This is a genomic window from Promicromonospora iranensis (assembly GCF_028994805.1).
Taxonomy (GTDB): Bacteria; Actinomycetota; Actinomycetes; order Actinomycetales; family Cellulomonadaceae; genus Promicromonospora; species Promicromonospora iranensis.
Genome location: NZ_JAJQQP010000007.1, coordinates 266,786 through 279,670 on the forward strand (window position 1 = coordinate 266,786; position 12,885 = coordinate 279,670).

At 68.8% G+C, this 12,885-nt stretch carries 14 protein-coding genes and 2 tRNA genes; 13 read left to right on the plus strand and 3 right to left on the minus strand.

All coding sequences use genetic code 11. The features are described from left to right. The first annotated feature begins 8 nt into the window (after positions 1 to 8). The 5 genes from gyrA (at position 9) to LUM46_RS14000 (ending at position 4,396) form a co-directional block, all read left to right on the plus strand. Positions 9 to 2,669: a DNA gyrase subunit A gene (gene gyrA, locus LUM46_RS13980; protein ID WP_374726958.1), complete on the plus strand. Its 2,661-nt coding sequence runs from the start codon at positions 9 to 11 to the stop codon at positions 2,667 to 2,669. After that, positions 2,669 to 3,934 carry a DUF3566 domain-containing protein gene (locus tag LUM46_RS13985; RefSeq protein WP_274994664.1) on the plus strand — a complete coding sequence of 422 codons (1,266 nt, stop codon included), beginning with the start codon at positions 2,669 to 2,671 and terminating at the stop codon, positions 3,932 to 3,934. The genes gyrA and LUM46_RS13985 overlap by 1 nt, the downstream gene beginning before the upstream one ends. 148 nt (positions 3,935 to 4,082) lie before the next feature. Next, positions 4,083 to 4,156 (plus strand) — tRNA-Ile (locus LUM46_RS13990). Between the two features lie 35 nt (positions 4,157 to 4,191). Beyond that, complete coding sequence (locus LUM46_RS13995) at positions 4,192 to 4,311, plus strand: DLW-39 family protein (RefSeq protein ID WP_274994665.1); 120 nt, start codon at positions 4,192 to 4,194, stop codon at positions 4,309 to 4,311. Positions 4,312 to 4,323: 12 nt separating this feature from the next. Then, positions 4,324 to 4,396: transfer RNA gene (locus LUM46_RS14000), tRNA-Ala, on the plus strand. A gap of 93 nt (positions 4,397 to 4,489) precedes the next feature. On the opposite strand, the gene LUM46_RS14005 is transcribed toward LUM46_RS14000, so the two are convergent. Continuing rightward, positions 4,490 to 5,002 carry a GNAT family N-acetyltransferase gene (locus LUM46_RS14005; protein WP_274994667.1) on the minus strand — a complete coding sequence of 171 codons (513 nt, stop codon included), beginning with the start codon at positions 5,000 to 5,002 and terminating at the stop codon, positions 4,490 to 4,492. A 47-nt stretch (positions 5,003 to 5,049) separates the two neighbouring features. Between LUM46_RS14005 and LUM46_RS14010 the strand changes: the two genes are divergently transcribed. After that, a complete protein-coding gene (locus LUM46_RS14010) occupies positions 5,050 to 5,619 on the plus strand; it encodes a helix-turn-helix domain-containing protein (RefSeq protein ID WP_274994668.1) in 570 nt (189 codons plus the stop codon). A gap of 218 nt (positions 5,620 to 5,837) precedes the next feature. Beyond that, positions 5,838 to 7,040 carry a beta-1,3-glucanase family protein gene (locus LUM46_RS14015; protein ID WP_274994669.1) on the plus strand — a complete coding sequence of 401 codons (1,203 nt, stop codon included), beginning with the start codon at positions 5,838 to 5,840 and terminating at the stop codon, positions 7,038 to 7,040. 89 nt (positions 7,041 to 7,129) lie between these two features. Here the strand turns inward: LUM46_RS14015 and LUM46_RS14020 are convergent, their stop codons facing one another. Beyond that, on the minus strand, positions 7,130 to 8,158 hold the full coding sequence (locus tag LUM46_RS14020; protein WP_274994670.1) for a hypothetical protein: 1,029 nt from the start codon (positions 8,156 to 8,158) through the stop codon (positions 7,130 to 7,132). Between the two features lie 123 nt (positions 8,159 to 8,281). On the opposite strand from LUM46_RS14020, the gene LUM46_RS14025 reads away from it, so the two are divergent. Next, the gene (locus tag LUM46_RS14025) at positions 8,282 to 8,821 is read left to right on the plus strand and encodes a peptidylprolyl isomerase (protein ID WP_274994671.1); all 540 of its coding nucleotides are present in this window, start codon (positions 8,282 to 8,284) and stop codon (positions 8,819 to 8,821) included. 81 nt (positions 8,822 to 8,902) lie between these two features. Continuing rightward, on the plus strand, positions 8,903 to 9,784 hold the full coding sequence (locus LUM46_RS14030; RefSeq protein ID WP_274994672.1) for a rhomboid family intramembrane serine protease: 882 nt from the start codon (positions 8,903 to 8,905) through the stop codon (positions 9,782 to 9,784). A 160-nt stretch (positions 9,785 to 9,944) separates the two neighbouring features. On the opposite strand, the gene LUM46_RS14035 is transcribed toward LUM46_RS14030, so the two are convergent. After that, positions 9,945 to 10,217 carry a cell division protein CrgA gene (locus LUM46_RS14035; RefSeq protein ID WP_274994675.1) on the minus strand — a complete coding sequence of 91 codons (273 nt, stop codon included), beginning with the start codon at positions 10,215 to 10,217 and terminating at the stop codon, positions 9,945 to 9,947. 145 nt (positions 10,218 to 10,362) lie between these two features. On the opposite strand from LUM46_RS14035, the gene LUM46_RS14040 reads away from it, so the two are divergent. The 4 genes from LUM46_RS14040 to LUM46_RS14055 are packed head-to-tail and all read left to right on the plus strand — an operon-like array spanning position 10,363 to position 12,853. Then, on the plus strand, positions 10,363 to 11,178 hold the full coding sequence (locus LUM46_RS14040; protein WP_274994676.1) for a DUF881 domain-containing protein: 816 nt from the start codon (positions 10,363 to 10,365) through the stop codon (positions 11,176 to 11,178). Next, complete coding sequence (locus tag LUM46_RS14045) at positions 11,175 to 12,008, plus strand: class E sortase (protein ID WP_274994677.1); 834 nt, start codon at positions 11,175 to 11,177, stop codon at positions 12,006 to 12,008. The genes LUM46_RS14040 and LUM46_RS14045 overlap by 4 nt, the downstream gene beginning before the upstream one ends. Further along, positions 12,008 to 12,166: a hypothetical protein gene (locus tag LUM46_RS14050; RefSeq protein WP_274994678.1), complete on the plus strand. Its 159-nt coding sequence runs from the start codon at positions 12,008 to 12,010 to the stop codon at positions 12,164 to 12,166. The genes LUM46_RS14045 and LUM46_RS14050 overlap by 1 nt, the downstream gene beginning before the upstream one ends. Before the next feature lie 24 nt (positions 12,167 to 12,190). Beyond that, positions 12,191 to 12,853 (plus strand): aminodeoxychorismate/anthranilate synthase component II, encoded by a 663-nt coding sequence (locus LUM46_RS14055; protein ID WP_274994679.1) that lies wholly within the window; start codon positions 12,191 to 12,193, stop codon positions 12,851 to 12,853. Positions 12,854 to 12,885 lie beyond the last annotated feature (32 nt).

The window sequence follows — 12,885 nt, forward strand, 5'->3', positions numbered from 1 at the left end:
TACAGACGGTGACGGACGAGACCCCCGGCGTGGAGAACTCCGACGACGGCATTCCCGTGGAGGACGCGCGAGTCGCGGTGCACCACGGCCGTGTCCAGCAGGTTGACCTCCAGCTCGAGATGCAGCGGTCGTACCTCGACTACGCGATGAGCGTGATCGTGGGCCGCGCGCTGCCCGACGTGCGGGACGGCCTCAAGCCGGTGCACCGCCGTGTCATCTACGCGATGTACGACGGCGGCTACCGCCCTGACCGCGCGTTCTCGAAGTGCTCGCGCGTCGTCGGCGACGTCATGGGCAAGTATCACCCGCACGGTGACACCGCTATCTACGACACCCTGGTCCGGCTGGTCCAGGACTGGGTGCTGCGGTACCCGCTGGTGGCCGGCCAGGGCAACTTCGGCTCGCCGGGCAGCGACCCTGCTGCCGCCCCCCGGTACACCGAGTGCAAGATGGCACCGCTCGCCATGGAGATGGTGCGCGACATCGAGAAGGGCACCGTCGACTTCCGGCCGAACTACGACGGCCGTACGCAGGAGCCGGTGGTCCTTCCGGCGCGCATCCCCAACCTTCTGGTCAACGGATCGGCCGGCATCGCCGTCGGGATGGCGACGAACATCCCGCCGCACAACCTGCGTGAGGTGGCGGACGGTGTGCGGTGGCACCTCGCTCACCCCGAGGCCACTCGGGAGGAGCTGCTCGAGGCCCTTCTGCAGCGCATCAAGGGTCCGGACTTCCCGCAGGGCGCGCAGATCCTCGGTCACAGGGGCATCGAGGACGCGTACCGCACGGGTCGTGGCTCCATCACCATGCGCGCCGTGGTGAACGTCGAGGAGATCCAGAACCGGGTCTGCCTCGTGATCACCGAGCTGCCGTACATGGTGAACCCGGACAACCTGGCGCAGAAGGTCGCGGACCTCGTCAACGACGGCCGTATCCAGGGCATCGCGGACATTCGCGACGAGACCTCCGGCCGCACCGGTCAGCGCCTGGTGATCGTGCTCAAGCGGGACGCCGTGGCCAAGGTGGTGCTGAACAACCTCTACAAGCACACCCAGCTGCAGGAGAACTTCAGCGCCAACATGCTGGCACTGGTCGACGAGGTGCCGCGCACCCTGAGCATCGACGCGTTCGTGCGGCACTGGACCACGCACCAGATCGAGGTCGTGCGCCGGCGTACCGAGTACCTCCTCAAGGAGGCGCAGGACCAGATCCACATCTACGAGGGCTACCTCAAGGCCCTCGACGCGCTCGACGAGGTCATCGCGCTGATCCGCCGCTCCCCTGACGCCGACGGCGCGCGGACAGGTCTGATGGACCTGCTCGCCATCGACGAGCAGCAGGCGAACGCCATCCTGGCTCTCCAGCTGCGTCGCCTGGCGGCCCTCGAGCGGCAGAAGATCCTCGACGAGCACGCCAAGCTGCAGACCCAGATCGACGACTACCTCGACATCCTCGCCAAGCCGGACCGCCAGCGGGACATCGTGGGCGAGGAGCTCGACGAGGTCACCGAGCGCTGGGGCGACGAGCGTCGGACCACGATCCTTCCGTACGACGGTGACATGTCGATGGAGGACCTCATCCCCGAGGAGGACGTCGTCGTCACGATCACCCGCGGCGGCTACGCCAAGCGGACGCGGACGGACAACTACCGCTCGCAGAAGCGCGGCGGCAAGGGTGTGCGCGGCACGCAGCTGCGCGAGGACGACATCGTGGACCACTTCTTCACGACGACGACCCACCACTGGATGCTGTTCTTCACCAACCTCGGCCGGGTCTACCGGGCCAAGGGTTACGAGCTGCCTGAAGGCAGCCGGGACTCCAAGGGCCAGCACGTCGCCAACCTGCTGGCGTTCCAGCCGGGCGAGAAGATCGCCCAGGTGCTCGACATCCCCGACTACGAGGCCGCGGAGTACCTGGTCCTTGCCACGCGTCGTGGGCTCGTCAAGAAGACCCGCCTGAGCGAGTACAACTCGCCGCGGTCGGGTGGGCTCATCGCGATCAACCTGCGGGAGGACGCCGACGGCGCCGCGGACGAGCTGGTCTCGGCCCGCCTCGTGAACGCCGACGACGACCTCATCCTCGTGTCGCGCAAGGGGCAGTCGATCCGCTTCCACGCGGACGACGAGTCGATCCGCCCGCTGGGTCGCGCCACGTCCGGTGTCACCGGGATGAAGTTCCGGGAGGACGACGAGCTGCTCTCCGCCGCCGTCGTCATCGACGGGGCCGATCTCTTCGTGGTGACCGAAGGTGGCTTCGCCAAGCGCACCCGCATCTCCGAGTACCGGGTCCAGGGCCGGGGCGGCCTCGGCATCAAGGTGGCGAACCTTGTCGAGGCGCGCGGCGACCTGGTCGGGGCGCTCGTCACCTACACGGACGACGAGGTGCTCGTCATCATGGAACGCGGCAAGATCGTCCGTTCCGCCGTGGCGGAGGTCAATCTCACCGGGCGGAACACGCAGGGAGTAACCTTCGCAAAGCCGGACAAGGGCGACAGGATCATCGCCGTCGCGCGTAACGCGGAACGTGAGGTCGCGGACGAGGCGGCAGGTGCTGTGGACGAGAACTCCGACGGTGACTCTGCGGAGCGGGTTACCGTGGAAGAGATTTCGAATCCCGAAGAGGTTCCGAGCAGCCCTGAGCAGGACAGCACTGGACGCGAGGACAGCTGATGACGAGTGACAAGAGCGGGCCCGTGCGCACGGCGCCGCCCGCGCTCGACGAAGACCTGGAGATCACCAGGGACCGCAAGGACCTGAAGGCGGAGCAGGCTCCGGCTGAGACCCCTGACTCGGAGCAGGCGGGGTCGGACGCGGGAACTGGGTCGGGCAAGGGCTCGGCGTCGACGAAGAAGACTGATGGTGCCAGTTCCGGCACCGCCGCTGGTGGTTCCGACGCGGCGCGCGAGGACGCCGAGCTGCCGTCCGGGCCGGTCGCCGTTCCCGCCGCCACGCCGACGAAGCCGGCTCGGCCTCGACCCGGCGCGGAGACTCCAGTGCCTCCCGCGCCGGAGGAGTCGGGCGTGCCCACCACCGGTGGCATCTGGCGGTCTGCGTACGAGGCGGGCCGCCCCGGCAAGGAGTCGAAGCCCGCCGCTCCGGCGAAGTCGGAGGCGAGCGAGCCCACGGCTGCGCCAGATCTCGGGTCCGCGATCGGTCGCGTCTCGACGAAGACGGACGTCCCGCCGCCACCGAGCGCCCCCGCACCGGAGGCGGCAGCCAGTGCGAAGTCATGGAACCGGGTTCCGGCACCCGATGCGCCGCCGGCACCTCCGGCGACCGCGTCGGAGAATACAGACGGTGTTCGAGCGGGCGCGATGAAGGCAGCCCATGCTGCCCTTGACGCTGCCCGCAGCGCAGCCAAGAAGGTGACGTCGATCATGCCTGACGACGACACGCGGTCGGCGACGCCCGCGAGCGAGACCACGCCCCGGCCGGAGATGCACTACACTGCGGGCGGGGTACGCGGAACCGCCACTCCTGCCGGCCCGCAGGCCGCGGGTGCCACGGCACCCCAGGCGCCGCCACAGCCCGCGTCGGCCCCCACACCCGAGGTGCCGCGCCCGGCTCCGGCCGGCCCGCGCCGCGTGCGCCTCGCCATCTCTCGGGTGGACCCGTGGTCCGTCATGAAGCTCGCCTTCCTGCTGGCCGTGGCGATCGCGATCATGACAGTGGTCGCCACCGCGGTCTTCTGGTCGGTGCTGGACAGTCTCGGCGTGTTCACCACCGTGCAGAACTTCGTGGAAGAAGCCGTGGGCCCGCAGAGCAACGTGAACCTCACGCAGTTCGTGGAGTTCCCGCGTGTCATCTCGCTGGCGACCCTGATCAGCATCTGTAACATTGTCTTGTTGACGGCGATCGCCACGATCATGGCGTTCCTGTACAACATCACTGCAGCACTCGTCGGCGGCGTGCACATGACGCTGACCGACGACTGACGCCTCTCTCGGCGTCGCCCAGAGCGTTCTCGTGCGCTGTCGCGCACGACTCGATGTACGTCACACCGCGGACCGCGATTTCGGTTTGGGACATCGTCCCTACCTGGGGTAATCTCCAGTGTCGCGTGAGCGTGCGGAACGCTCGCCCGGGGCTATAGCTCAGACGGTTAGAGCGCTTCCCTGATAAGGAAGAGGTCGGAGGTTCAAGTCCTCCTAGCCCCACTCCCGGACCTGCAGAGGCTCCTCAGGAGGAACTCGTGAAGAAGCTGCTCATAGTGCTGCTCGCTGCCGGCGCCGGCTATGTTCTCTGGCGCAAGCTGAGTGAGGACGCGGCGGGCCGCGACCTGTGGTCCGAGGTCACCGACTCGCTCGACTGAGCACCCCGCAGAGGGGCCATGGCGCAATTGGTAGCGCACCTGCTTTGCAAGCAGGGGGTTGCGGGTTCGAGTCCCGCTGGCTCCACACACTGCCCACCAGGGCCGGACTCGTTCGGCTCTCGGTGGGCACAGTCGTCTCTGCGGTGTGCCGGCGGCGCGCCTGCCGCCGCCGCTCCGGTCAGCCGGTCACCAGGTCGCGCTGCATGAACTGGGTGTCGATCCATCGGCCGTGCTTGTGCCCCACTGCGCGGAGTCGGCCGGCGTCGGTGAAACCGAGGCGGCGGTGCAGGGCCGCGGAGGCCGGGTGACCCGTATCGGCGATGACGGCGATCATCTGCCGGCAACCAGCTGCCGAAGCTCGGTCGACCAGTTCCGCCAGCAGTGCGGTGCCGACGCCTCTGCCGGTCGCGGCCGGGTCGAGATAGACGGAGTTCTCGACCGTGTGCCGGTACGCCGACTGCGGGCGCCACGGGGTGACATAGGCGAAGCCGACCACTCCCCCGGCCGTCTCGGCGACGAGGAACGGAAGGCCACGCGCAGCGATGTCCGCGTGCCGCTGGACCCAGTCGTCGACGGTCGGTGGGATCTCGTTGAAGGTCGCGACGGTGTGCTCGACGTAGTGCTCCATGATCGCCGCGACGGCGGTGAGGTCGGCGGAGTCGAGGGCGACGGGGCGGATCAACGCGGACACATCGAGCTCGATTCCACTATAGTATAAGGCGCGACTATTATAGCGGAATGATTGATCTCGCGAAGCTGGGTACGCGTCTCCAGGGCCTGCGTCACGATCGGGGTATGACGCTGGCACAGTTGGCGGCTGCGACGGAGGTGAGCGTCAGCATGCTCTCCTCGGTGGAGCGTGGGCAGAAAGCCCCCACGATTGTGGTGCTGTCCCGCATCGCCGACGGGCTCGGCACCGGCCTGGCCGACCTGATCGACGATGTCGAGCCGCGTCGCGTGATCGTTCGCCGCGCCGCTGACCAGGACACCATCGACGAGCCAGGCGGGTGGCGACGGACCGTCGTCAGCCCGGTCGTGCCCGGGGTGAATCTGGAGTGGATCCGCACCACCCTGCCCGCAGGTTGTGACGCCGGCGAGTTCCCCGCCTACGCGCCGGGCTCGCACGAGTTCGTCGTGGTGGAGAGCGGGACCCTCCGGCTCGGCCTGGACGGCCAGGTGACCGACCTGCTCGCCGGAGACTCCCTCTACTTCGCCGCCGACGTGGCCCATGCCTACGCCAATCCGGGGAGCGAGCCGTGCTCCTACTCCGTCGTAGCGCTCATCATGCGGCCCCGAGGTCCGCAGTGAGGATGAGCTCTGGAGTGCATCGAGTGGGCGGCTCTCTCTCGTGTCCGGGGGACCACGTAGACCGGCTAGTGGCATACCCGTACATCGGGGTCTAGACCCGCATTTTTCACCCCCGATCCGCGCCGGGCTACTGACATGGCAGGACCCCTTCCATATTGTCGAGGCGGAGGGGCACGCATCACCAACTGACCGGCCCCTCGCGATTCGAGGAGGACCGAGTGACCCTGACCAGGAAACTCATCGGCACCGCCGCCGCCCTGACCGCAGCCCTGTCGGCTGCCGTCGTCGCCACGCCGACGGCCACCGCGGTGCCCGACACCATCCCGCTCACCATCACCAACGACTCGGGCCGTGGTGACCAGGTGTTCATCTACGTCCTTGGCGAGACCGGCGGCCAACTGGGCTACGCCGACGCCGAGGGCACGTTCCACCCTTGGCCGGACGCGGGCAGCGTCCCGGAGCCGGCGCCCGACGCGTCCATCACCGGACCCGCCGACGGGCAGGACGTCACCATCCAGATGCCCAAGCTGTCCGGACGGGTCTACTTCTCGTACGGCAGCAAGCTCGACTTCAAGATCGTCAACGACGGTCGGCTCGTGCAGCCCGCCGTCCAGAACCCGGACGACCCGAACCGGAACATCCTGTTCAACTGGACCGAGTACACGCTCAACGACTCCGGCCTGTGGATCAACAGCACCCAGGTCGACTTCTTCTCCGCGCCCTACCAGACAGGTCTGCGTTCCTCGAGCGGCGAGCTCATGCACACCGGGATGCTCAAGCCGGACGGTTGGGACAACGTCGTCTCCACCCTGTCGCAGCAGGACGGCTGGGACGGTCTCGCGCAGACAGGACCCGACGGCTCGGTGCTACGTATCCTGTCTCCCGGGCACGGGATCGGTACGGGCCAGGTGGACGCGAACATCCTGTCGGACTACGTGGACCGGGTCTGGAGCAAGTACTCCAGCGAGACCCTGACGGTCGTGCCGTACGGCGACCGACCGGAGACGAAGTTCCTCGGTACCGTCTCCGGTGACACCATGACGTTCACCGACACCTCCGGCGCCGTCGTGGCCACCTTCCCGAAGCCCTCGGGTGAGTCGATCTTCGGGTGCGCCGGCGACCTGGCGGCGCCCAACGACGACGTCGGCGCCATCGCCCGCACGCTGTGCGCCGGGTTCCACCGTTCCTCGCTGCTCGACAGCACCACGCAGCCGACCCAGGACCCCGCCGGTTTCTACCAGGACCCGGTGACCAACTACTACGCCAAGTACATTCACGAGCAGATGGCGGACGGCAAGGCCTACGCCTTCGCCTTCGACGACGTCGTCAACCAGGAGTCGCTCGTGCACGACGGCGATCCCACCGAAGCGTTCATCCAGCTGGACCCGTTCACCGGGGCAGCCACGCCCATCGGCGGCTGACCCCGCGCCCGCCAGCCGCTTCGCGCATGACAGGAGGGCCCGGCCGAGCTGGCCGGGCCCTCCTGCTCCCGCTCGAGGGGAAGCGGAGGTCAGCCCTCCTGCTTCTTCTCCTCCGCGGGTGGCACCTCGTCGACCAGAGGCTGGTCCATCGCGGGCTCGGTCAGCACCGGCTCGTCGAGGATCTCGGTGGACGGAGTGGTCTCGGTGGGCCCGAGCTCCGCTGCCTCCGGTGTCGCGACCACCGGGTCGCTGCTGCCGCCGCGCTTCTGGGCAGCGGTGCTCGCCTTCTGCGCCGTCGCCCACGCCGCGTCGAAGACCGGTGCGGCCTTCTCCTTCGCGGCGTCGAGGACCGGGCTCGCCTTCTCCAGCACCGGCCCGGCCTTCTCCTTCGCGGCCTCGAACGCGGGGCCTGCCGCCGAGTAGGCCCGGACGCCGAGGTCCTTGGCCGTCTGTGCGGCCTTGGCCCCCGCTTCCTTGCCCTTGGCGACGGCGGAACCGGCCGCAGCGCCGACGCCGGACGAGTGGCCCGCGGCGCCGTTCGTGTAGTCGGCGCCCGTGCCCTGCTCCCAGGGCTCGGCCCACGGGTCGGTCTGCGGCTGCGCGCGCTTCCAGAACATGTACCCGGCGGCCGCGGCGCCGCCCGCGGCCAGTGCCACGAGCCAACCCTTCTTGGAGCTCTTCTTGCTCGCCTTCTCCGCAGCCGCGGCCGCTGCCAGGGCGCTGCTCTGTGCGGAGGCCGCGTTGGACGCCGCGGCGTTGAACGCGGAGACCATCTTCGGCAGCAGGTCGTCCACGAGCTTGTCGTGCGCGGAGTCGATGAGCGGCGCAGCCTTGCCCGCCGCCTTCTCGACCTGAGGAGCCGCGGCCTGGAGGCTGTCCTGCCACGCCCTCTCCGCGCGGGGTGTGAGCCACGCGATGAATTCGTTCATGCGGGGCTGGGCCCAGTCCTTGGCGTTCGAGGCCCGGTCCTTGGCCTGGGCCGCTACGGCCCCTGCCTGCGTTGCGGCCTTGGAGCTGACGTCGGAAAGCAGAGCTGCGGCTTCCGCGGCCCTCTCCTTGACCTTCTCGGTGTCGATCTTGTTCGTGTCCACGTAGTCGGTCACCTTCTTGCGGGTCATGAAGCTCCCCTCGAACTGTTCAAATAGTCCTCAAGATGCCACTCTGCCACCGCCAGGCCTCGCTGGCGAGGGCGAGCGAAGTCGGTGCAGCGCCAGCGGGCCGCTCCGTGGGAGGATTGATACATGTTCGCAATCCTGCACACCACCTCCGGTGACATCCGAATCGAGCTCTTCCCGAACCACGCGCCCAAGACTGTCGAGAACTTCGTCGGCCTCGCGACCGGTGAGAAGGCCTGGACGGACCCGCGGACGGGCGAAGAGCGCAAGGACCCGTTCTACGACGGCCTCATCTTCCACCGCGTGATCGAAGACTTCATGATCCAGGGCGGCTGCCCGCTCGGGACGGGAACCGGCGGCCCGGGGTACACGTTCAACGACGAGATCCACCCGGAGCTCCAGTTCAACGAGAAGTACATCCTCGCCATGGCCAACGCCGGCAAGCGTCGCAACCCGGTGACGGGTGAGACCGAGGGGACCAACGGTTCCCAGTTCTTCCTCACCACCGCGGAAACCCCGTGGCTGAACGGCAAGCACACCATCTTCGGCAAGGTGGCCGACGACGCGTCGCGTCAGGTCGTCGACAAGGTCGGCAAGACCCGCACGCGTCCCGGCGACCGCCCCGTCGACGACATCACGATCACGTCGGTCACCATCGAGCCCTGAGGGCCGACGACGGCCGCCGCACCGGCTTGGCCCGGCACGACCGGAGCCACCGAGGACCGAGGGGACTGAGGACGTATCGCGATGAACGACCCGGCCGCTGAGGAGCCGACCGAGGCCGAGGCCCCGGTCTGCCCACGCCACCCGGACCGGGTGGCCTACGTGCGTTGCCAGCGGTGTGGCCGGCCCGCCTGCCCGGAGTGCCAGCGGCCGGCCGCCGTCGGCGTGCAGTGCGTCGACTGCGTTCGGGAGGCGAAGCGCACGGCACCGCGGGTCCGGACCGTCTTCGGCGGCGCCGCTGACAGCGCCGCTGCCAGCGGTCGCCCGATGGTCACGCTCACGATCATCGGGATCTGCGCCGTGAGCTGGCTGCTGCAGCTGGTGACGTCGGGTGCCTGGACGCAGATGCTGTGGTTCTGGCCCTGGGGCGGTGCGGTGGAGCCGTGGCGCTTTCTCACTGCCTCGTTCCTGCACTCGACGTCACCGCTGCACATCCTGTTCAACATGTATGCCCTGTGGATAACCGGCCAGTTCCTCGAGCCGCTGCTCGGGCGGTTGCGCTTCACGGTCCTGTGCCTGCTCTCCGCCGTGGGCGGGTCGGTCGGCGTGCTGCTCCTTGCGGGCGACCCGTTCACGTCAGATGCCTGGGTGACACCGGTCGTCGGCGCCTCCGGCATGGTGTTCGGCCTGTTCGGGGCGATGCTTCCCGTGATGCGGCGGCTGGGCCGGAGCATGGGTCAGGTGCTCGTCCTGCTCGCGATCAACGGTGCCATCGGCTTCTACGTGCCGAACATCTCCTGGCAGGCGCACCTGGGTGGGCTCGTCACCGGTGCTCTGGTGGCCACGGCCTACGCGTACGCGCCGAAGGACCGTCGCGCCGCCGTCGCCTGGGCCGTTCCCGTCGTCGGCATCGCGCTTCTCGCGGGCCTGGCGGTGGCGCGCTACAGCTCCGTAGGCGTCCTGTGAACACAGCGGTGACGCTGCGGCGCCCTGTGCTCGATGCGAGCAACTGGGCCGTTTCCGACACCTGGCGGTCTGTCACCACTCTCTTTTCCCCAGCTTTACCCACAGCTGTGGATAAATAGGGACACAGTTCCGCGGCCGCCTCAGCGCGGCCGCGGAGCGGTCACTTCCAGCGCGTCGTGAGGCCGAAACCCACGATGATCAGGCCGAAGCCGACCGCGAGGTTCCACTGCCCCAGCTGCGGGATCGGCAGACCGAGCTCGGAGCTCGTGAGGTAGAACGTCACGATCCACACGAGCCCGAGGATCATCAGGCCCAGCATCACCGGGGCGAGCCAGCGCGGGTTGGTCGCCTCGCCGGGCAGGGCGACCTTCGCCTCGGACTTCTCGGTCTTGGGCGTGGCCTTCTTCTTGTTGCGGGACTTCGACTCGGGCACGAGGCGGGCTCCTGTCCTGGGGTGGTCCGCCCGACGGGTGTGCCGAGCCGACGTCTGCATTCTTGTGGACTAGCGTAGTGCTCCACAGGCCGCAGTCGTGACCAGACGCGTCCGCGGGTTTACCGAATGGTGCAGGAGGGACGCGGTGACCGGACCCGGGCCGACCCCCGCGCCGTCCACCAGGGGCGGTGCGAAGGGCCTCTTGCGTGCCCCGGCGCGTGCGGGATGGCGCTCCTGGGTCAGTGTGGGCTCCGTCGCGGTGCTGGCCGGGCTCATGTTCAGCGCCAGCGCGCGGCTGGCCGACGGCGGCGGCGCCGACACCCGCGATCCCCAGGACCTCGCCCAGCTGGTGGACGCCGAGACCGGTCGGGTCGCCGAGCTCACCGAGCGTACCGGCGCGCTCGACCGGGAGATCGAGACGCTCAGCGCCCGCGCGAGCACGACGGTCCCCACGCTGGACGGCGACCTGGTGAAGCGCGAGGGCGTGGTGTCCGGGTCCGAGCCGGTGCGTGGCACTGGGCTCACGGTGACGCTCGACGATGCACCGTCGACGTCGGTCGGTACGGGGCCCGGTGGGGTGGAGCCGCAGCCCGACGACCTCGTGGTGCACCAGCAGGACCTGCAGCACGTCATCAACGCCCTGTGGGCGGGTGGGGCCGAGGCGATGACGCTGCAGGGTGAGCGCGTGACCTCGACGTCGGCGTTCCGTTGCTCCGGAAACATCCTGCTGCTGCACGGGAAAGTGTTCTCACCGCCCTATAAGGTGACGGCGGTCGGAGACCCGGCGAAGATGGAGTCGTCACTCGACAGCTCCGAGGGCGTCCAGACGTATCTCGAGTACGTCGACTGGGTGCACCTGGGCTGGGACGTGCAACGCAGTGACGACCTGGACCTCCCCGCGTACGACGGCGGCGGTCTGCAGTATGCGACGGTTCCCGACGGTACGGAGGTCTTTGGATGACCCACGCGCAGGCCGGCCATCACGTGCCGCTGCCACAGGAGGTCTTCCCCATCGCGTATCAGCGCGGTCCGTCCGGCATGGGCCCGCGCAACGCGCGGCGTCCTCGCGGATCGACGGCGCCCATGCGGCCGGTCGCCTGGCTGATCGGCGCCCTGGGCGAGCTCCTGGTGACCGCAGGCGTCGTGCTCGGGCTCTTCGTGGTGTGGCAGCTCTGGTGGACCGACGTCGAAGGCGCGCGGGCCCAGAGCGAGATCATCGCCGAGATGGACTGGGGATCCGCGCCACAGGGCCCGGCGACAGCTCCGGAGAACCACGGGCCGCCGCCCGTCATGAAGGAACCGCCCGAGGCCGGGACGCTCTTCGCCCAGATGTTCATCCCCCGGTTCGGGGACGACTACGTCAAGCCCGTCGCCGAGGGCACGGACAAGGCGACAGTGCTCGACACCATCGGCATCGGGCACTACACCGGCACCGCGATGCCGGGCGATCTCGGCAACTTCGCCGTCGCCGCGCACCGCACCACGTACGGCAAGCCGTTCAACCAGATCGCGGAGCTCGAGACGGGCGACGCCGTCGTGGTCCGGACCAAGGAGACCTGGTACGTCTACAAGGTGACCGAGGCCAAGATCGTGTATCCACAGAACGTCGAGGTGATCGCCCCGGTGCCCGGGGTGACCGACGACCAGCCCATGCCCGAGCTGACCCAGCGGTTCATCACGCTCACCTCCTGCCACCCGATGTTCTCCGCGACCGAGCGGTACATCGTGCACGGTGAGCTGGACTACTGGGCTCCGGTGGGCGAAGGCAAGCCGAAGGAGCTGGTGAGCTGATGTACGCGCTGCTGTGGCGGGCGATCCCCGGGCCGGGCTGGTTCAAGTTCCTCGTGTGCCTCGTGCTCATCTTCGGCGTGGTCGCAGTGTGCTTCACCGAGTTCTTCCCGTGGCTCAGCGAGTACATGCCCTTCAACGACACGACGGTCGGCGCGTAGCGGTCCTCGCCGTAGCATTTGACCATGACGCGCATCCTTGTCGTCGACAACTACGACTCGTTCGTCTACACGATCGTGGGCTACCTCGACCAGATCGGCGCCCGGACCGTGGTGGTCCGGAACGACGCCGTGCCCTCCCCCGACGCCGACGGCCGCTACTGGTACGACGGCGACGACGGCACCCCCGAGCCCTACGACGGTGTGCTCGTGTCGCCGGGACCCGGCACCCCCGCGGAGGCCGGCGCGTCCGAGGACGTCATCCGCGCCTGTGCCCGGTCCCGCACCCCGATGCTGGGCGTCTGCCTCGGACACCAGGCCCTCGCCGAGGTGTACGGCGGCACGGTGACCCACGCACCGGAGCTCATGCACGGCAAGACCAGCCTCGTGGAGCACACCGGGGCCGGGGTTCTCGCCGGCCTGCCGATCCCGTTCACCGCTACGCGGTACCACTCGCTCGCCGTGACGCCGGACAGCGTGCCCGCTGAGCTCGAGGTGACGTGCACGACGGCGTCGGGCATCGTCATGGGGCTGCAGCACCGTGAGCTGCCGCTGCACGGCGTGCAGTTCCACCCCGAGTCCGTCCTCACCGAGGGTGGCCATCGCCTGCTCGCGAACTGGCTCGAGACCTGCGGGCTCGAGGGCGCTGCGGATCGGGCAAGCGGAATGGCGCCGCTGGTCACCTCGTGACCGGCGACGCCATGCCTGTCCTGCGCTGACCG